The organism is Yoonia ponticola, from assembly GCF_014199395.1.
Classification (GTDB): domain Bacteria; phylum Pseudomonadota; class Alphaproteobacteria; order Rhodobacterales; family Rhodobacteraceae; genus Yoonia; species Yoonia ponticola.
In genome coordinates, this window is the sequence record NZ_JACIJM010000001.1 from 210,741 (window position 1) to 227,675 (window position 16,935).

Below are 16,935 nucleotides of genomic sequence, written 5' to 3' on the forward strand. Positions count from 1 at the left end.
TGGCGGCGCTATTTGAGTTTATTTGGCGAAATGAAGCAGGGCGGTGGTTCTGTAATAATACGACCTGAGGATTTTGAGATGTTTGTAGCGACCTTTCTATGCGATCCGGCAAACCCGTCTTTGGATGGCGCATTGGTGGAAAGCCTGCGCAATGCTTGGGGCGGCGGCGATGTTGTTTGGTTGTCGGTGGATGAGGCGGCTGAGTTCGTGATGCAGGCGGTGCCTGCGAATATAGCTGAGGTCTGGCAGGTGTGCCAAGAGCAGGGCGTTGATTTGATTGTGCAACCAGTCGCGGGGCGACGCAAAAAGATGCTAATCGCCGATATGGACAGCACGATGATTCAGCAGGAATGCATTGACGAATTGGCTGCTGAGGCGGGCGTTGGTGCGCGTGTGGCTGACATCACCGCGCGTGCGATGAATGGTGAGTTGGATTTTGAAGCGGCGATCGACGAGCGCGTCGGTCTGCTTGCTGATTTGCCTGAAACGATTATCGATCACGTGCTCAACACGCGGATTACCTACATGCCGGGCGGTGCTGCGCTGCTGAATACGATGCGTGGGCAGGGCGCTTATGCGGCACTTGTGTCCGGTGGTTTTACGGCTTTTACCGCGCGTGTCGCTGATGAGTTGGGGTTTCATGAAAACCGTGCGAATACGCTTGAGATTGCGGATGGTAAGCTAACTGGGAAAGTCGTGCGCCCGATCCTTGGTCAAGATGCGAAGCTTGAGGCACTGAACGGGATAACTGAAACAATGGGGATCACGCCTGTGGATGCGATTGCTGTTGGTGACGGGATGAACGACCTGCTGATGCTCGCCAACGCTGGGACTGGCGTGGCGCTGCACGGCAAACCTGCACTGCAAGAAAAGGTGTCAGTGCGTGTGAACCATGGCGATCTGACTGCGCTGCTTTATATCCAAGGTTATGCGAAGTCAGAGTTCGTGACATGACCCGCGACCTGAACCCCGCAACTATTGCGGCCCATGCTGCAGGTGCTGTTGATCCGCAAAGCGCTGGGGTTGTGCCGTCGATCCAGCCTGCCACGACATTTATGCGCGACGAAAGTTACGCACTGATCCGCCCCGACAATGTGTATTCGCGCGACCATAGCGATACGGTGCGCATGGCTGAAACGGTGTTGCGCGAACTAGAACAAGCGCAGGATACGCTGTTGTTTCCGGCGGGCATGGCCGCGATCGCGGCTGTGTTTCGCACGTTACGGGCTGGCGATGTGGCGGTTATCCAATCGGGTATTTATTGGGGTACAACGAAGTGGGTGCGTGATTTCTGCGCGCGTCGAGATGTGACGCTGCATGAAGTAGACGCGAGCGACTTGACTGCCTTGCAAACGAAATGTGCAGAACAGAAGCCGGCGTTGGTGTTTATTGAAACACCGTCGAACCCGTGGCTCAAGATCGTGGACATCGAGGCCGCCGCGCAAGCGACGCATGACGCGGGTGGTATCCTTGTTGTGGACGCCACGGCCGCCACGCCGATACTGATGAAGCCGCTGGCGCTGGGCGCTGATATCGTGATGCATTCCGCGACAAAGGCGATCAACGGGCATTCTGATGTTCTGGCTGGCGTCCTTTCCACCAATACACCTGACGCGAAAATTTGGGACATCATCAAAGCGGACCGCCATGATGCGGGCGCGGTTCTGGGGCCGTTTGAGGCTTGGTTGCTAATCCGTGGTATGCGCACGCTGCCTTTGCGGGTAGAGCGGATGACTCAGAACGCAGAGACGCTTGCTGCGTTTTTGCATGGCCACCCGATGATCGATGACGTGTTGTATCCGGGGTTACCGCATCACACTGGCCATGACACTGCGTCTCAGCAGATGACGGGTTTCGGCAGCCTGATGTCGGTACTGGTCAAAGGCGATGCGTCGGATGCTTTGCGCATCGTGGGCAAGTTAAAACTGTTCCTGCGGGCCACATCACTTGGCGGCGTCGAAAGCCTCGTTGAGCACCGTCATACAATTGAACCGCACACGGGTATTCCCGAAAATCTGATCCGCGTGTCTGTTGGGATCGAAGATATCGACGATTTGATCGCCGACTGGACCGAGGCGCTCGGGTAAATGGAAATTGCATTTGATCTCGTATTGCTGCTAATGGCAGCGGCTTTTGTCGCGGGCATCGTGGACGCAATCGCTGGCGGTGGTGGATTGATCACGCTGCCTGCTTTGGTTCTTGCGGGCGCGCCGCCCGTCACGGCGATTGCGACCAACAAGGTGCAAGGCGTTTTCGGCGCTGGCATGGCCGCGTGGACTTACGGGCGGGCGGGGCATGTTGATCTGCGCGCGCAACTCTGGCCAGCGGCACTGGCATTTTGCGCCGCGGTGGTTGGCGCATTTTTGACGGCGCAATTGCCGACGGACGTGATCAAGTTCGGTCTGCCAATCCTACTCATCGCGATTGCGTTGTTCTTTGCATTCAAACCCGGTTTGGACGACCTCGACCGCACCCGTAAAATCAGCGCGGGCGTTTTTGTTGTAACGATTGTCCCATTGGTCGCGTTTTACGACGGATTGATCGGGCCGGGCGCAGGCGCGTTCTACATGATCGGTTTTGTGGCGCTCGCGGGATTTGGGGTGCTCAAGGCGACGGCACACACCAAATTGCTGAACTTTGCGTCAAACCTCGGCGGGATCGTGGCCTACGCGCTGGTGGCAGAGCCATGGTGGATCGTCGGGCTCATGATGGGCGCGGCACAGATCGCGGGAGCCGCAGTTGGTGCGCGGTTGGCAATGCGCGTTGGTGCAAAGCTTATCAAGCCCGTGGTGGTCACGGCAGCGACAGCATTGGCGCTACGGCTTTTGTGGGACATGATCTAAAAAATGCCCGGACGATACGTCCGGGCAAGTCCAACAGGGAGGTGGTGATATGTCCCGATCACCGGCGGTATTTGGGTGTTAAGCGACTAAGCGGTAGCCACCTGATTCAGTCACCAGCAAACGGGCATTCGACGGATCAGGTTCGATTTTTTGACGCAAACGGTAGATGTGCGTCTCAAGCGTGTGAGTCGTGACGCCTGCATTGTAACCCCAAACTTCGTGCAGCAGCACATCGCGGGCGACAACACCTTCAGTCGCGCGGTAGAGAAACTTGAGAATGTTGGTTTCTTTCTCAGTCAGGCGCACCTTTTTGTCGTCTTCAGTCACCAACAGCTTTTGCGCAGGTTGGAACGTATATGGCCCGAGCTGGAAAACGGCGTCTTCGGATTGTTCATGTGTGCGTAGCTGTGACCGGATGCGGGCGAGCAAAACAGGAAATTTGAACGGCTTGGACACATAATCGTTCGCGCCAGCGTCCAGACCGTAAATCGTGTCTGCATCGCTGTCTTGTGCGGTTAACATCACGATAGGGCATTTCACGCCTTGTTTGCGCATCAAGCGGCATAATTCGCGCCCATCAGTGTCAGGCAGACCGACATCTAAGATGACGAGATCGTAAATGCTTTCCTTGGCTTTCACCATTGCGCTCGCGCCGTCGTCGGCTTCGAACACGTCGAAATCTTCAGTCATAATCAACTGCTCACCCAGCGCTTCGCGCAGGTCGTCGTCGTCATCGACGAGCAGGATTTTTTTTAGTTGTGGCATCGGGGGTATCCTTCGTTGTTACCCTAAAAGGTATCGCAAAATGACTGTGTGACAAGAACGAGCACGTGCGCCTCACAGGCTCGTGTGGTTTGATAAGGCGAATGTTTCACTTTTGCCGCCAAACAGGTATCTGCTGAAACAATTGATAGAGGAAACGCCGTGAGTTTTGCACCAGATATTACAGAACGGTTGGCACGTGCGCGGGCTGATCTGCGGATGGGGGTCCCTGTTGTGGTGACAACCAAAGGCGAATCCGGCTCGTTATTGGTCATGGCAGCCGAGACATTGGACAATCGGCGACTAGCGGATTTGCGGCTTTTGGGCGGTACTCCGGTGATTGCGGTGACAGGACGACGCGCAGAGACGCTCAAGGCGCGGGCCTATGACGCTGACATCGCGCGGGTTGTGTTGCCAGTTGATGCGGGGCTGGCGTGGGTGCAAGCCATCGCTGATCCGGCAGATGATCTGATTGCTCCTATGAAGGGACCGCTGTCCACGCTGCGAGACGGGCCCGCCGACGCGCACCGCGCCGCGATCACATTGACCAAAGCGGCGCGACTGTTACCAGCGGCAGTATGTCTAGATGTCGCCGCAGGTTTCGCGGGCGATCACGATCTGACAGCGGTGCCCGCCCACGCGATCATGGACACGAGCCTATCGCCGCTCGCCCCACTGATCGCTGCACGCCTGCCGATGGAAGCATCAGAGGCGGGGCGCCTGCACATTTTCCGGCCTGAAGACGGGGCAGAGGAACATTACGCAATCGAAGTTGGCAAACCGGATCGGTCGTTACCAGTTCTCGCCAGACTACATTCTGCTTGTTTCACGGGCGACGTGCTGGGGTCACTGAAATGCGACTGCGGGCCACAATTACGCGGGGCGCTGGCCGCGATGGGCACTGAAGGGCAGGGTGTGTTACTATACCTTAACCAAGAAGGACGCGGCATCGGGCTTGCTAACAAAATGCGGGCCTATTCGTTACAGGATCAAGGCTTTGATACTGTAGAGGCGAACCATCGGCTAGGTTTCGAAGATGACGAACGTGATTTTCGGATCGGTGCTGAGATTCTCAAACGCATGGGGTTCAGTGCCGTGAGGTTGCTGACAAACAATCCGGCCAAGATTGCCAAGATGGAAGATGCAGGTGTCAAAGTCACCGAACGCGTGCCGCTGAAGGTCGGTGAAAATAGTCATAATGTGGCTTACCTCGCGACGAAGGCCGCGAAGTCCGGACATTTGTTGTGAGGACAGGAGCCTCCGGCGGGAGTTGTTTTGGCGAAATGAAGATGGGGCCTCTCGCATGACGTCGACTGATCTTATTGTAATGCCGAGCGGTGTGCGTTTCATGGGGCGGCGGTTTGCTTGCACGATTGGGCGCGGTGGGCTGACGGATCATAAGGTTGAAGGCGACATGGCGACGCCGCGCGGCGTGCATCGGGTTGTGGGAATGCTGTATCGTCCCGACCGGATGGCAAAGCCCGCGGATTGGGCACGTGCAATTAGGCCCGGTGATCTGTGGTCAGATGATGTGGCTGACGATGAATACAACCATTTGGTGCGGGTGCCACATGGATATAGCCACGAAAATTTGCGCCGCGCCGACCTGATGTATGATTTGATTGTTATCACGGATTGGAACTGGCCCGATGCGGCCAAGGGACGTGGGTCTGCGATATTTATTCACCAATGGCGGGGACCAGGGCGTCCAACCGCAGGCTGTGTTGCGTTTCGACGTGACCATTTAAAATGGATTGCTGCCCGAATTCGGCCAAAAACACGGCTTGTTATCGCATAACCGCTGGACCTTGCCCCATATTCCGGTCCAAACGGACAAGGAATTTAAGATATGAAACACCAAGGCCTCTTTATGACCCCCGACCAAATTGCCCAGCTCCCTTATCGTCCTTGCGTTGGCATTATGCTTGCCAATCCGCGTGGACATATCTTTGTAGGGCAACGGCTGGATCGGGATCAGGACGCTTGGCAGATGCCACAAGGTGGCGTTGATAAAGGCGAAACCACGCGCGATGCTGCGATCCGTGAACTGTGGGAAGAAACCGGTGTCACAGACAAGCTGATCACGATTGAAGCGGAAAGCGCAGGCCTGATACCCTATGATCTGCCGCACGCCATTGTTCCCAATATCTGGAAGGGCAAATATCGCGGTCAAGAGCAGAAATGGTTCTTGCTGCGTTATCACGGCACCGATGCTGACATTAATATCGCGACCGAGCACCCAGAGTTTTCCGAATGGAAATGGATGCACAAAGACGAGCTTGTCGATAATATCGTACCGTTCAAGCGTGAGGTTTATGAAAAAGTGCTCGCAGAATTTTCATCTAAACTGTGACGGCGCGTTAAAAAAACTATTCCCCTATAGCCGGAATGATTTAGGATTCGGCCATGGATAGTAAAAAGTTTGATAGCCGCTCTGTAGGTTTAGATATCGGCCTGTCGTTTTCACGGTGGCTTACGGGTCGCGAGAACCTTCACTACGGGATTTGGGATGGGCTTGATATTTGCGCGGGCAATGTTGGCGCCGCGCAAGAAGCCTATACTGCAAAGCTGTTTGATCTGCTGCCAGAGGGTCCGTTACGTATTCTTGATATCGGTGGCGGTGCGGGCGAAACGGGTAAAAAGCTGATCGCACTTGGTCATAGCGTCGAAATCGTTGTGCCAAGCGCATATCTGGCTGAACGCTGCCGTGTGAACGCGCCAGAAGCCATTGTGCATGAAGCCATGTTTGAAGACGCGCATCTGACAGGCCTGTTTGATCTGTGTCTCTTTTCAGAAAGCTATCAGTACATCCCGCTGGATCAGGGGATACCCAAATGTCTTGGGTTGCTGAAACCGGATGGTCACATTCTGATCGCGGATTGCTTTCGCAGCGAAAGCTTTGCGCCTGATAAAGTGCAAGCGACTGTCGGCGGTGGTCATCCAATTGCGAAATTCCACGCATTTCTGGAAAGCCAACCGCTGGATCTGATCTCGTCCGAAGATATTACCACCAGCGTCGCACCGTCGATTGATGTGGAACAGGGGCTGTTCAATGTGGTCGGCTATGGAATGGGCCGTGTTGACGCGCAACTGGCGGTGCAACGCCCGAAGACACGATCGCTGGTCCATTGGGTGATCCGCCGCGTGTTGTCGCCGCGTAAGCGGGCGCGGCTGGATCAGCGACTGAACCAGCAGACCCGCACCGCTGCCCATTTTACGGCGAATAACATCTACCTGTTGCTGAAGCTGCAAAAGCGGGCGTCTTAGGCTAGGGTTGTGCCGCTGCTCTTTTTCTCCGCCACGTCAGCTTTGATTTTGGCAAGTGCTGCTTGCAACATCGGCACGCGTCGGGGTCGAAAGCTGTGTTCGGTCACAACGAGATCACACATCCGATCCAGTCTGAACACACGGCTATCGCTGCGCAGATGACACCAGCCCAGCACGCAATGTTTGTCCTGTAAAAACACAATGCCAAGCGGATCAATTGTGCGGCTCGTTTGCGCCCCCTTCCCATCGACATATCCGAACGAAACTGACCGTTCGTCCCATGTTGCACGTCGCAGTACAGCCACATCGATCCCCGGTTTTGGGGGCGGGAAAATACGGTTCACAGCGAGGACGGCATGTTTCAAACGGTGCGCTTGGGCGCTGGGCAATCGCGCGTGCAACTTGGTTAAAGCAGTTGCAGCAGCTGTGGCCAGAGCCGGATCAGCGATGGCTTGGACATCGCGCAGGCCCAGAACCAACGCTTCGATTTCTTCGTCGTTAAACATCATCGGCGGTAGGGCGGGGTCTTCGGTCAAGGCGTACCCGTAGCCCGCTGTCCCGTCGATCACAGCACCAAGGCCGCGTAACGCATCAATATCGCGGTAAAGCGTGCGTTCGGACACGCCGGTCTCGGCCGCCAAGAGCGCTGCGGTGACGGGCGGATGATGGTTGCGCAACGCTTGCATCAATTGAAAAAGACGATTTGTGCGGGTCATGCCCCTTCATATCACACATCCTGACAAAAATTGACAGGAGAGCGTCGTAGACATGGTTCAACGCAATAGGAGCCATCACATGTACGACATCATCACCTTCAAAGCCGGATTCGGCAACGTCAGCTATAGCCCGTTCTGTGTCAAATCCATCTGGATGCTGAACCATGCTGGTGCCGCTTGGCAGCGCACCGACACGCCCGATCCACGCAAATACGAACATAGCAAACTGCCAGTGCTGCGGGTCGGGGATCGCTTGATCTCTGACAGTGACAGCATCCGGCTTTTCCTTGAACAACAGGGAGCAGATTTTTGGGGCGATACCAGTCCACGTGATCAAGCGATGGGGCGAGCGTTGATCCGCATGGTCGAAGATCACATGTATTTTCACGTCGTCATGGACCGTTGGTTCGATGATCGTGTCTGGCCGATTGTCAGGGATGCCTATTTCACCGACATGCCCAAGATCATTCGCGGGGTGGTCACAAACGGCATTCGCAAGGCATTGCGCAAAGGGCTGCATGCGCAAGGGCTTCTGCGGCTAACGACGGACCAACGGCTTGTGCGACTTGATCAAGATCTCGCCACCATTCGAACGCTGTTAGCGCAGCACACCTTCATATTAGGCGACAAGCCGACTTTGCCGGACTTCTCGGTGGCGTCGATCCTGTCAAACTTCGTCGCCACACCAGTCGAGACGGCATCGTCCTTGCGTGTGTCAGGCGATCCGGTTTTGATGGGCTACATCACCCGCATGAAGGAGATGTTCGATTGACCCCATTCCAAGATGACGCTGTCCGCGCAGCCTTTGATGCGATCCCAGAGCCGGACCGTGCAGGTCTGTTGCAACTGCGTGAATTGATCCTCAGAATCGGGGCGGACCTACCCGAAGTACCCAGCGTGACCGAAGGGTTGCGTTGGGGACAGCCCGCCTATCTGACGCCAGCGCGGGTTGGGTCCACGATCCGGCTAGGTGTGCCAAAGAATGGTGGTTTTGCGATCTATGCAAGCTGCCAATCGACGATCATCAGCGACTTTGCCGACGCCTATCCGGGCTGGGACATCATTGAAGGAAACCGTGCGGTTGTCTTCAGTGATATCACCCAAATTGACCCTGTGCGACACGGGGCATTGATCCGTTCCGCGCTGACATATCATCTGCAAAAGTAATTACTTACGGGTGCGTTTGACCTTACGGCTGACCTTTGCGGCCTTCTTTTTCGCAGACCCAGCACGACGCCGTACAGGTGCACCACGACGGCCACGACTAGACCCGCGCGGCAAGGCTTTACCGTCAATTTCAAGCAGTTCAACGATCAGGCCACCAGTGACGGGCAAGGCTTCGGCCAAGGTCACTTTCACCCGCTGGCCCAGCGCAATCACAAGGCCGCTGTCCGATCCCATCAGGGTTTGACTATCGGCGTCGTATTGGAAGAATTCGTTGCCTAGGCTGCGCATCGGCACCATGCCATCGGCACCCGTCTCGTCCAGTTTCACAAACACGCCAAACTTTGCGATGCCACTGATCCGGCCTGACATTTCAGCGCCAACACGTTCCGACAAAAACGCGGCAAGATAGCGGTCAGTCGTGTCCCGTTCCGCAACCATCGACCGTCGCTCGGTGTCGGAAATCGCCTTGGCTGTTTCATCCAAACGCGCGACGTCATCAGGGGATAAACCATCATCACCCCAGCCATGCGACGACACCAAAGCGCGGTGAACGATCAAATCAGCATAACGCCGAATAGGCGAGGTGAAATGGGCATAGGCCTTGAGCGCGAGGCCAAAGTGGCCGAAATTCTCAGCGTTATAATAGGCTTGGGTCATCGACCGTAGCGTCGCGATATTCACCAATTCAGCATCATCAGTGCCGCGGGCTTGATCCAGCAGACGGTTCAAATGCGCGGTCTGCAACACTTGCCCTTTGGCCAATGTCAAACCAGAGGCATGAACAACCTCGCGTAGGGCGTCCAGTTTCGCTTGGGTCGGTTCTTCGTGAACGCGGAATAGTTGCGGCGATTTCTTTGCGATCAGTGTCTCGGCGGCGGCGACATTGGCCAGCACCATGAATTCTTCGATCAACTTGTGTGCATCAAGGCGATCCTTGAAGTTCACCGAAGTCACCTTGCCCTCGTCGTTCAGCTCGATCCGGCGTTCTGGCAGGTCTAGTTCTAACGGCTGACGACACGCGCGGGCACGCAATAGCGCGGCATAAGCACCATAAAGCGGCTTCAGAACATCATCCAAAAGCGGCGCGGTCTTGGCGTTTGGATTGCCGTCAATTGCGTCTTGGACTTCTTCGTAATGAAGCGACGCGGCAGAGCGCATCAAGGCACGGTGGAACGTGTGTCCGGTCTTGTTGCCTTCGGCATCAATCGTCATTGCCACAGCGAGACAGGCACGATCAACTCCTTCATGCAGCGAACAGAGATCACCGGACAAAACGTCGGGTAACATCGGCACAACACGGTCGGGGAAATAGGTAGAGTTGCCACGCTTGCGGGCCTCGCGGTCCAATTCAGACCCCGGCGTCACGTAATAAGCGACATCAGCAATCGCGACCCAGATCGTAAAGGTGCCGTTCGCGTGGGCCTCGACATAACAGGCATCATCGTGGTCACGCGCATCGGACGGGTCAATCGTCACAAGCGGCAGATTACGTAGATCCGTGCGTTTGGCTAAGGGCGCACCCGTCTTAGCGTCCGCTTCGGCGATCACGGCGTCAGGGAAATGATCGGGGATGTCGTGTTGTTGGATTGCAATCAGCGATACGGCACGTGGGGCTGTTGGATCGCCAAGACGCGCAATGACGCGGGCCTTAGGCAGACCCATCCGGCCTTTTGGTCCGGTTTGTTCGGCCTCGATCAATTCCCCGTCTTTAGCGTCATGCGTCAAACCGGCGGGAATGATCCATTCCTTGGTCGAGCCCTTATCAACGGGCAGCAAGCGACCGCCTTCGGCCCCTTTGCGAAAGATGCCCAACAGGCGCAGCGGGTTTTCACCGATCTGGCGAATAATGCGAGCGGTGTGGGTGTAATCTTCGCCCGCGACTTCGGTCAATCGGCCCAAAAACCGCTGACCCGCAGCTAAGGCAGGGTCAGTGCCGCGTAATGTCATCAACAGACGCGGCACATCGCCGTCGCCAGTCCATTCCAGCGGTTTCGCGTAGAGATCACCATCGGCGTCGGCACCTGTGACCTCACAAACAGTCACGGGCGGCAACACATTCGCGTCGCGATAGGAACTGCGCCGCTTGGACAGTTTCCCTTCTGCTTCGAGCTCCTTGAGCACGCGTTTCAGATCAATCCGAGCGGCGCCTTTGATGCCAAACGCTTTGGCAATGTCGCGCTTGGCGGCTTTTGTGGGGTGATCGGAAATCCACGTCAGGATTTCGGCTTTTGAAGGAATGCTGTTCATGGGGATGCCTTATCACGCAAGGCTGCACGGGGGCCAGCCCCCGCACCCCCGGAGTTGTTTGGGCAGAATGAAGCTTAAAGTCTCTAGAGGTCACGGATCATGTCTTGGTGTGGAATGCCTGCGTCGTCGTAAAACGGGCCGTAGCCTTTGAAGCCTAGCTTTTCGTAGAATCCAATGGCGTGGTCTTGTGAGCCAAGCTTGGCGCGGGTCACGTTCGGCAGCGTGCGCAGGTGGTCCATTGCGGCCTCGACGATTCGTGCTCCAAGTCCGGTGCCGCGATGATCAGAAAGCACGCAAATACGGCCGATTTTGCCGATGTCGTCTTGGATGAGCAGGCGGGCCGTTCCGGCGGGTTTGCCGTCAACCATTGCCAGCATATGGATCGCGCTTGCGTCCAAATCGTCCATTTCTTCGGCCTCAGAGATGCCTTGTTCTTCGATGAACACGGCACGGCGCAGGGCGACGCATGGCGCGTAGTCTTCCACAACAGTGATCATGCAAAATAATCCTTGAGAATGCGGCTGTAGATCGCCTTGAGCGTAATGATCTCAGAGACCAGAACCCGCTCGTCGACTTGGTGCATTGTTTTACCCGCGAGACCGAATTCGACAACGGGGCAGTGGTTTTTCACAAAGCGCGCGTCGGATGTGCCGCCCGATGTGGAAAGTTCAGGATCACGGCCTGTTTCGGCTTTGACCGCTGCCCCGATGAGGTCAGAAAGCGGGCCGGGCGGTGTGATAAAGCTTTCGCCGGAAATCTTGACCTTCATGTTGATGTCGAGGTCGAATTGTGCGGCGACTTTGTTCGCCTCGGATTCGATCCATGCTGTCAAATCCGCGCCTGTGTGGCTGTCGTTAAAGCGGATATTCACTGTTGCGGTGCATTGGGCGGGGATTACGTTGGTCGCGCCGTTTCCGGTGTCGATCGTCACGACTGCCAGTGAAGAGGGATCAAAATGATCAGTGCCTTGGTCCAATTCATGCGACGCGAGCACATCCATTAAGCGGGACATGGCGTGAACCGGGTTTTTGGCGCGGTGCGGGTAGGCCGAATGGCCCTGCACACCTGTTACCGTAAACCACACCGTCATGGACCCGCGACGACCGATTTTCATCGCGTCGCCAATCGCGTCTGGGCAGGTGGGTTCGCCTACTAAACACACGGACATCGCTTCGTTATTGGCGTCCATCCAGTCGAGCAATGCGACGGTGCCGTCTTGGGCTACGTCTTCTTCGTCGCCGGTTATCGCCAGCACGACGGCACCGTCAGGTGGTGTGTCGCGCACAAAATCCACGGCGGCAGCGGCAAAGGCTGCAACGCCGGATTTCATGTCCGTCGCACCGCGGCCATACAGATAGCCGTCTTTGATTTCAGCACCAAACGGATCGACGGTCCAGTCGTCTGGATTGCCCAGGGGCACGACATCGGTGTGACCGTTAAAGCCGAATGTGCGATTTGCACCTTGCCGTCCCCAGCGGGCGTAGAGATTACAAATGCTGCCGCGATCCACGCGGGTGCAGTCAAATCCGCCCTCAGTCAGTAGCGATTCCAATAGTACAAGCGCGCCGCCTTCTGCGGGCGTGATCGAATTGCACCGCACTAAATCCGCAGTCAGCGCGACGGGATCAATCGTCATCTTTTTCGTCCCCTTCAAAGAACGGTGTCATCTGCGCGATGATCACCGAATTCTCATCGAGTGCGCGTTTCATCAAGCCGCGTTCTTCGTCGTTGATGTCGTGACCTTCGGCCAAACGTTCTTCGAGCGTGCCGTATCCCGACACATCGAGAGGGGCCAGATCGGCTTGTTTCAGAATCGCGACAGTTTCGCGCACGGCTTCTGCTTCGTCGACACCAGAGGCGTAACACATCAGCGCGCCGCCTGTGGCGCCTTCGGGCAATCCGTCGTCCGTATTGCGGCCGACTTCGACCAAAAGGGTGTAGACCTGCTGTCTGGACGGTTTTTTGACTTTGTGTTGGGTCATGAACGTGGCCTTTAGGCAATGTTTTGCTGTTACTGACGTTTCAAACTCTGACCCGAAGGGCAAGAGCCTTGTCATCCCCCAATCATTGGCGCAGGGGACGACACAGAGACTAGGGGACTTCTACACTATGCGTTTTTTAATGATCATCATCGGGATATATGTATCCCTTTGGACAACTGTGGCAACGGCACAGACGCCGGATGTGTCATTGACGATTGGGACGGTCACAAGAGAACCGTTTTCATTTGAAACACCCGAAGGGCACAGCGGCTTTAGCATCGACTTGCTGAACGCAGCAGTCGAGACCATCGGCATGTCCGTTAGTTATCAAAGCTTTGATAGCTTTGCAGAAATGTTGACTGCAGTAGAAACTGGCATGGTTGACGCGGCGATCTCGAATATCTCGATCACGGCCGAGCGCGAACGCCTGATGGACTTTACTCAACCGATCTTTGACGGCGGTGTGCAGGTCATGTTGCGATCCGATGCGAGTGCAAGCAGTAGCATCTTTTCAGTGATTTTGACGCGCGATATCGGGTTGCTGGTCCTGAGCGCTGTGCTGCTTTTACTGGCGGGCGGCATGTTAATGTACCTGTTCGAGCGTAAGCATCAGCCCTATTTTGATCACAACCCAAAGGACGCGGTGTTTCCTGCGTTCTGGTGGGCGCTTAACCTCGTCGTAAACGGCGGTTTTGAAGAGCGTGTGCCGCAGTCCAAACCGGGGCGTGCGTTTGGTGTGCTCCTTGTGATCGGTAGCTTGTTCATCGTGTCGATCTTTGTGGCCCAGATCACGGCGGCACTGACGGTCAACGCGATCCAAGACAACGTGGACAGCTTGTCGGACCTTGACGGGCGGTCAGTTGGTACGATCCAGATGTCGACAACGTCAGCGTTTCTTGATGATCGCGGCATCGCTCATTTTGAATTCGCCGGATTGGAAGAACTATTTGTGGCCTTCGAGACCAAACAGATCGAAGCGGTCGTCTTTGATGGTCCAATCCTCGCGCATTACGTGGACAATACCGGCCTCGGGAAATCCCGTCTGCTGGAACGTATTTACCGTCCTGAAAAATATGGAATGGTGTTCACCGAAGGCAGTCTTTACCGCGAGCCTGTCGATCAGGCGTTCTTGCGTTTGCGTGAAGATGGCACCTACCAAGACCTGATCACAAAATGGTTCGGTCCAGCCTACTCGATCCGTTAGTGAGGTCAGAGGGCGGGAATCCCGCCCTCGACCATGATCATTTAGTCACGCAACAATTCGTTGATGCCTGTTTTTGACCGTGTCTTTTCGTCAACGCGCTTCACGATCACCGCACAGTACAAGTTGATGCCGTTCTTTGATGGCATCGTGCCTGCGACGACAACGGAATATGGTGGCACTTCGCCGTATGACACTTCGCCAGTTTCGCGGTCTACGATCTTGGTGGATTGGCCGATAAAGACGCCCATGCCCAAAACAGACCCCTCGCGGATGATGCAACCTTCAACGACTTCAGAGCGCGCGCCGATAAAGCAGTTGTCTTCGATGATCGTCGGGCCAGCTTGCATTGGCTCTAACACGCCGCCAATGCCAACGCCGCCGGACAGGTGCACGTTTTTACCGATCTGAGCGCAAGACCCAACTGTGGCCCAACCATCAACCATCGTGCCTTCGTCGACGTATGCGCCAAGGTTCACAAACGACGGCATCAACACAACGCCGGGGGCGATATAGGCCGAGCGACGCACGATAGAGCCGGGAACCGCGCGGAAACCTGCGTCATTCCATTGGTTTTCACCCCAGCCTGCGAACTTTGACGGAACCTTGTCCCACCATGTTGTATCGCCATTACCGCCGTTGATGGCTTCCATGTCGTTCAAACGGAAGGACAAAAGCACCGCTTTTTTCGCCCATTGGTTCACAAACCAACTGCCGTCTTCCTGCTTTTCAGCAACGCGCAGCTTGCCGCTATCCAGTGCGTTCATCGTATCTTCGATAGCGTCGCGTGTTTCACCTTTGGTGGCCGTGGTGATCATGTCACGGGCCTCCCAAGCGGCTTCGATGGCGGTCTCAAGGGCAGCATTCGACATGAGGCAGGGTCCTTTGGTCTGGAAAATGTTCATCGCGGCTATAATCGGACAGGGCTACGGGCGCAATCTATGCCGCATACACCAAATTCCCCGAATACGCACACGTCCTTTTGGTGAATTGCTTGAAGCAGAAAGTCACTAATCCCAGAAACAAGGCGTAGAGCGATTGCATCCGTCGGCGCTTCCAGCAAGTCTATCGCAAACAAAAAGAAAGAGGCGACCGATGGATCACCGTAAACATAATCTGCGCGACAGCCACGAAGACCGCGAAGCGGTATCGCACACGCCGGTCACACCGCAAACGCAGGCGCCGTCCTACAAGTTGGCATTCGCAGATGTCGACTTTTTGTGCCGCGAAGATTTACGGCCTGTGCGCTTGCAGCTCGAATTGCTCAAGCCTGAACTGTTGATGAACGAAGCGGGGATCGAATCCACCATCGTTCTTTTCGGCGGGGCCCGTATTCCAGAGCCTGCGAAAAAGGACACGGCGCGGACAAAAACATTGGCAGACCTGTCAAAATATTACGACGAGGCGCGTAAATTTTCGGAACTTATGACGACGAAATCCATGGCCACAGGCGGCCAACGCGGCGTGATCGCAACAGGCGGCGGGCCAGGCGTGATGGAAGCAGGAAACCGAGGCGCACAAGATGCCGGCGGCAAATCTATCGGGTTGAATATCGTGCTGCCGTTTGAGCAAGCACCGAACGAATATGTGACGCCGGAATTATGCTTTAATTTCCACTACTTCGCGATTCGCAAGATGCACTTCCTGATGCGTGCCGAAGCAATCACCGTCTTTCCAGGTGGCTTTGGGACGCTTGATGAAATGTTTGAGGCCTTAACCCTGATTCAGACAGGCCGTATGGCGCGGGTGCCGTTCCTGCTGTTCGGGAAAGCCTTCTGGGAAGGTATTATCAACTGGGATGTTCTGGCCGACGCCGGCACAATTTCGGCGGATGACCTTAAGTTATTCCGCTTTGTTGAAACCGCAGAAGAGGCGATGGAAGCGTTGGAAAACTGGGAAGGCAAAGGCGAGAAGCGCGGTAAAATCCCCGGTCGCTGAGCCTCGCGAGTGATTTTTTGAAGAACTGAAACGAATTTTCAATACTTAACGTGCACAACGGACCTCATGTATTTGGGGTTTGTTTTGTATGATTTTTGAACGTTGCGTTGTAACGATATTTTTGTTGGCTTTGATGGCCGTGGGTGCGCGCGCGCAAGTCTCGCCATTGATCGGTGGGGCGGATCGCATGCCGCTTGTTCAAATCAATCGCGCCAGCGATCCGTTGAAAAGCAACGGGTCCAGCCTGTTCATCGGACAAAGCGGCGGCAGTCTATTTGCGCCCTATCCGACCCGCCACAAAGCACCGATTGGCGGAATTTTGGGCCAATACGCATCGTCAGAAGCCCGATTATTGCAACTGATCGCATCGGCCGAAGCAGGGCCAGACGGCTACGATGCGGTGCAGCACGGGGCTTCAAAACGACCGGCAAAGCGACCAACGGACATGACTATCGGCGAGATATACGATTGGATTGTCGCGACCCCAGGCCAACCTCATGCCATAGGCCGTTATCAATTCATTCCTGATACGTTGCGCCGTTTGGTCGGGCAGGCGGGGTACACACGGCAAACGCAATTCACGCCCGCCGTGCAGGATCAACTTGCGGAAATTCTGCTAAATGACGCGGGGTTGGCCGTATTTCGGGCAGGTAGCATAAACCGTCATGCGTTTATGAACAATTTGGCAAAAATCTGGGCAGGACTGCCGACGTCCTCGGGGAAATCGTTCTACCACGGCTACGCAGGCAATCACGCCACAATGACATGGGCCCGCTACGACGCCGAGATGAGCCAGATTTACCCCGGATAAT

General features: G+C 55.7%; 19 protein-coding genes. 12 read left to right on the top strand and 7 right to left on the bottom strand.

All coding sequences use genetic code 11. From position 1 onward, the window contains the following. The first annotated feature begins 78 nt into the window (after positions 1-78). Genes serB through FHS72_RS01030 form a run of 3 tightly spaced genes read left to right on the top strand, consistent with a single transcriptional unit; the run spans position 79 to position 2,843 of the window. The gene (gene serB / locus FHS72_RS01020) at positions 79-954 is read left to right on the top strand and encodes a phosphoserine phosphatase SerB (protein WP_183524218.1); all 876 of its coding nucleotides are present in this window, start codon (positions 79-81) and stop codon (positions 952-954) included. Continuing rightward, a complete protein-coding gene (locus FHS72_RS01025) occupies positions 951-2,087 on the top strand; it encodes a trans-sulfuration enzyme family protein (RefSeq protein ID WP_183524221.1) in 1,137 nt (378 codons plus the stop codon). The genes serB and FHS72_RS01025 overlap by 4 nt, the downstream gene beginning before the upstream one ends. After that, positions 2,088-2,843: a TSUP family transporter gene (locus FHS72_RS01030; protein WP_183524224.1), complete on the top strand. Its 756-nt coding sequence runs from the start codon at positions 2,088-2,090 to the stop codon at positions 2,841-2,843. Between the two features lie 78 nt (positions 2,844-2,921). Here the strand turns inward: FHS72_RS01030 and FHS72_RS01035 are convergent, their stop codons facing one another. Beyond that, on the bottom strand, positions 2,922-3,608 hold the full coding sequence (locus FHS72_RS01035; protein ID WP_183524227.1) for a response regulator transcription factor: 687 nt from the start codon (positions 3,606-3,608) through the stop codon (positions 2,922-2,924). A 159-nt stretch (positions 3,609-3,767) separates the two neighbouring features. Between FHS72_RS01035 and ribA the strand changes: the two genes are divergently transcribed. From ribA to FHS72_RS01055, 4 genes are read left to right on the top strand one after another with little or no spacing between them, the layout of a single operon-like run. After that, positions 3,768-4,853 (top strand): GTP cyclohydrolase II, encoded by a 1,086-nt coding sequence (gene ribA / locus FHS72_RS01040; RefSeq protein WP_183524231.1) that lies wholly within the window; start codon positions 3,768-3,770, stop codon positions 4,851-4,853. Positions 4,854-4,908: 55 nt separating this feature from the next. Continuing rightward, positions 4,909-5,403 carry a L,D-transpeptidase family protein gene (locus FHS72_RS01045; protein ID WP_183524234.1) on the top strand — a complete coding sequence of 165 codons (495 nt, stop codon included), beginning with the start codon at positions 4,909-4,911 and terminating at the stop codon, positions 5,401-5,403. Between the two features lie 51 nt (positions 5,404-5,454). Continuing rightward, entirely contained in the window at positions 5,455-5,958 is a 504-nt protein-coding gene (locus FHS72_RS01050; RefSeq protein ID WP_246414414.1) for an RNA pyrophosphohydrolase, read from the top strand. A gap of 53 nt (positions 5,959-6,011) precedes the next feature. After that, entirely contained in the window at positions 6,012-6,872 is an 861-nt protein-coding gene (locus FHS72_RS01055) for a class I SAM-dependent methyltransferase (protein ID WP_183524237.1), read from the top strand. Here the strand turns inward: FHS72_RS01055 and FHS72_RS01060 are convergent. Further along, a complete protein-coding gene (locus FHS72_RS01060; protein ID WP_183524239.1) occupies positions 6,869-7,588 on the bottom strand; it encodes a helix-turn-helix transcriptional regulator in 720 nt (239 codons plus the stop codon). The two genes, FHS72_RS01055 and FHS72_RS01060, sit on opposite strands and share 4 nt — an antisense overlap. A 79-nt stretch (positions 7,589-7,667) precedes the next feature. On the opposite strand from FHS72_RS01060, the gene FHS72_RS01065 reads away from it, so the two are divergent. Then, the gene (locus FHS72_RS01065; RefSeq protein ID WP_183524242.1) at positions 7,668-8,360 is read left to right on the top strand and encodes a glutathione S-transferase family protein; all 693 of its coding nucleotides are present in this window, start codon (positions 7,668-7,670) and stop codon (positions 8,358-8,360) included. Next, entirely contained in the window at positions 8,357-8,755 is a 399-nt protein-coding gene (locus FHS72_RS01070; RefSeq protein WP_183524246.1) for a DUF1801 domain-containing protein, read from the top strand. The genes FHS72_RS01065 and FHS72_RS01070 overlap by 4 nt, the downstream gene beginning before the upstream one ends. Here FHS72_RS01070 and rnr read toward each other — a convergent pair whose 3' ends face one another. The 4 genes from rnr to FHS72_RS01090 all read right to left on the bottom strand — a co-directional run bounded on the left by rnr (position 8,756) and on the right by FHS72_RS01090 (position 12,984). Further along, entirely contained in the window at positions 8,756-11,002 is a 2,247-nt protein-coding gene (gene rnr, locus FHS72_RS01075; protein WP_183524249.1) for a ribonuclease R, read from the bottom strand. 83 nt (positions 11,003-11,085) lie between these two features. After that, the gene (locus tag FHS72_RS01080; RefSeq protein WP_183524252.1) at positions 11,086-11,499 is read right to left on the bottom strand and encodes a GNAT family N-acetyltransferase; all 414 of its coding nucleotides are present in this window, start codon (positions 11,497-11,499) and stop codon (positions 11,086-11,088) included. Next, entirely contained in the window at positions 11,496-12,638 is a 1,143-nt protein-coding gene (gene dapE, locus FHS72_RS01085) for a succinyl-diaminopimelate desuccinylase (RefSeq protein ID WP_183524255.1), read from the bottom strand. The genes FHS72_RS01080 and dapE overlap by 4 nt, the downstream gene beginning before the upstream one ends. Continuing rightward, on the bottom strand, positions 12,628-12,984 hold the full coding sequence (locus tag FHS72_RS01090; protein ID WP_183524258.1) for a hypothetical protein: 357 nt from the start codon (positions 12,982-12,984) through the stop codon (positions 12,628-12,630). The genes dapE and FHS72_RS01090 overlap by 11 nt, the downstream gene beginning before the upstream one ends. Before the next feature lie 127 nt (positions 12,985-13,111). Between FHS72_RS01090 and FHS72_RS01095 the strand changes: the two genes are divergently transcribed. Then, a complete protein-coding gene (locus tag FHS72_RS01095; protein WP_183524263.1) occupies positions 13,112-14,188 on the top strand; it encodes a transporter substrate-binding domain-containing protein in 1,077 nt (358 codons plus the stop codon). A gap of 41 nt (positions 14,189-14,229) precedes the next feature. Here FHS72_RS01095 and dapD read toward each other — a convergent pair whose 3' ends face one another. Next, entirely contained in the window at positions 14,230-15,057 is an 828-nt protein-coding gene (gene dapD, locus FHS72_RS01100) for a 2,3,4,5-tetrahydropyridine-2,6-dicarboxylate N-succinyltransferase (protein ID WP_183524266.1), read from the bottom strand. Positions 15,058-15,280: 223 nt separating this feature from the next. On the opposite strand from dapD, the gene FHS72_RS01105 reads away from it, so the two are divergent. Both FHS72_RS01105 and FHS72_RS01110 read left to right on the top strand, forming a co-directional pair. After that, a complete protein-coding gene (locus tag FHS72_RS01105) occupies positions 15,281-16,123 on the top strand; it encodes an LOG family protein (protein WP_183524269.1) in 843 nt (280 codons plus the stop codon). 88 nt (positions 16,124-16,211) lie between these two features. Continuing rightward, entirely contained in the window at positions 16,212-16,934 is a 723-nt protein-coding gene (locus FHS72_RS01110) for a lysozyme family protein (protein ID WP_183524272.1), read from the top strand. Position 16,935 lies beyond the last annotated feature (1 nt).

Bases quoted from the DNA above. Each gene is read 5' to 3' on its own strand.
- serB (WP_183524218.1), top strand. From the start codon at position 79: ATGTTTGTAGCGACCTTTCTATGCGATCCGGCAAACCCGTCTTTGGAT.
- FHS72_RS01025 (WP_183524221.1), top strand. From the start codon at position 951: ATGACCCGCGACCTGAACCCCGCAACTATTGCGGCCCATGCTGCAGGT.
- FHS72_RS01030 (WP_183524224.1), top strand. From the start codon at position 2,088: ATGGAAATTGCATTTGATCTCGTATTGCTGCTAATGGCAGCGGCTTTT.
- FHS72_RS01035 (WP_183524227.1), bottom strand. From the start codon at position 3,608: ATGCCACAACTAAAAAAAATCCTGCTCGTCGATGACGACGACGACCTG.
- FHS72_RS01045 (WP_183524234.1), top strand. From the start codon at position 4,909: ATGACGTCGACTGATCTTATTGTAATGCCGAGCGGTGTGCGTTTCATG.
- FHS72_RS01050 (WP_246414414.1), top strand. From the start codon at position 5,455: ATGAAACACCAAGGCCTCTTTATGACCCCCGACCAAATTGCCCAGCTC.
- FHS72_RS01055 (WP_183524237.1), top strand. From the start codon at position 6,012: ATGGATAGTAAAAAGTTTGATAGCCGCTCTGTAGGTTTAGATATCGGC.
- FHS72_RS01060 (WP_183524239.1), bottom strand. From the start codon at position 7,588: ATGACCCGCACAAATCGTCTTTTTCAATTGATGCAAGCGTTGCGCAAC.
- FHS72_RS01065 (WP_183524242.1), top strand. From the start codon at position 7,668: ATGTACGACATCATCACCTTCAAAGCCGGATTCGGCAACGTCAGCTAT.
- rnr (WP_183524249.1), bottom strand. From the start codon at position 11,002: ATGAACAGCATTCCTTCAAAAGCCGAAATCCTGACGTGGATTTCCGAT.
- FHS72_RS01080 (WP_183524252.1), bottom strand. From the start codon at position 11,499: ATGATCACTGTTGTGGAAGACTACGCGCCATGCGTCGCCCTGCGCCGT.
- dapE (WP_183524255.1), bottom strand. From the start codon at position 12,638: ATGACGATTGATCCCGTCGCGCTGACTGCGGATTTAGTGCGGTGCAAT.
- FHS72_RS01090 (WP_183524258.1), bottom strand. From the start codon at position 12,984: ATGACCCAACACAAAGTCAAAAAACCGTCCAGACAGCAGGTCTACACC.
- FHS72_RS01095 (WP_183524263.1), top strand. From the start codon at position 13,112: ATGCGTTTTTTAATGATCATCATCGGGATATATGTATCCCTTTGGACA.
- dapD (WP_183524266.1), bottom strand. From the start codon at position 15,057: ATGTCGAATGCTGCCCTTGAGACCGCCATCGAAGCCGCTTGGGAGGCC.
- FHS72_RS01105 (WP_183524269.1), top strand. From the start codon at position 15,281: ATGGATCACCGTAAACATAATCTGCGCGACAGCCACGAAGACCGCGAA.
- FHS72_RS01110 (WP_183524272.1), top strand. From the start codon at position 16,212: ATGATTTTTGAACGTTGCGTTGTAACGATATTTTTGTTGGCTTTGATG.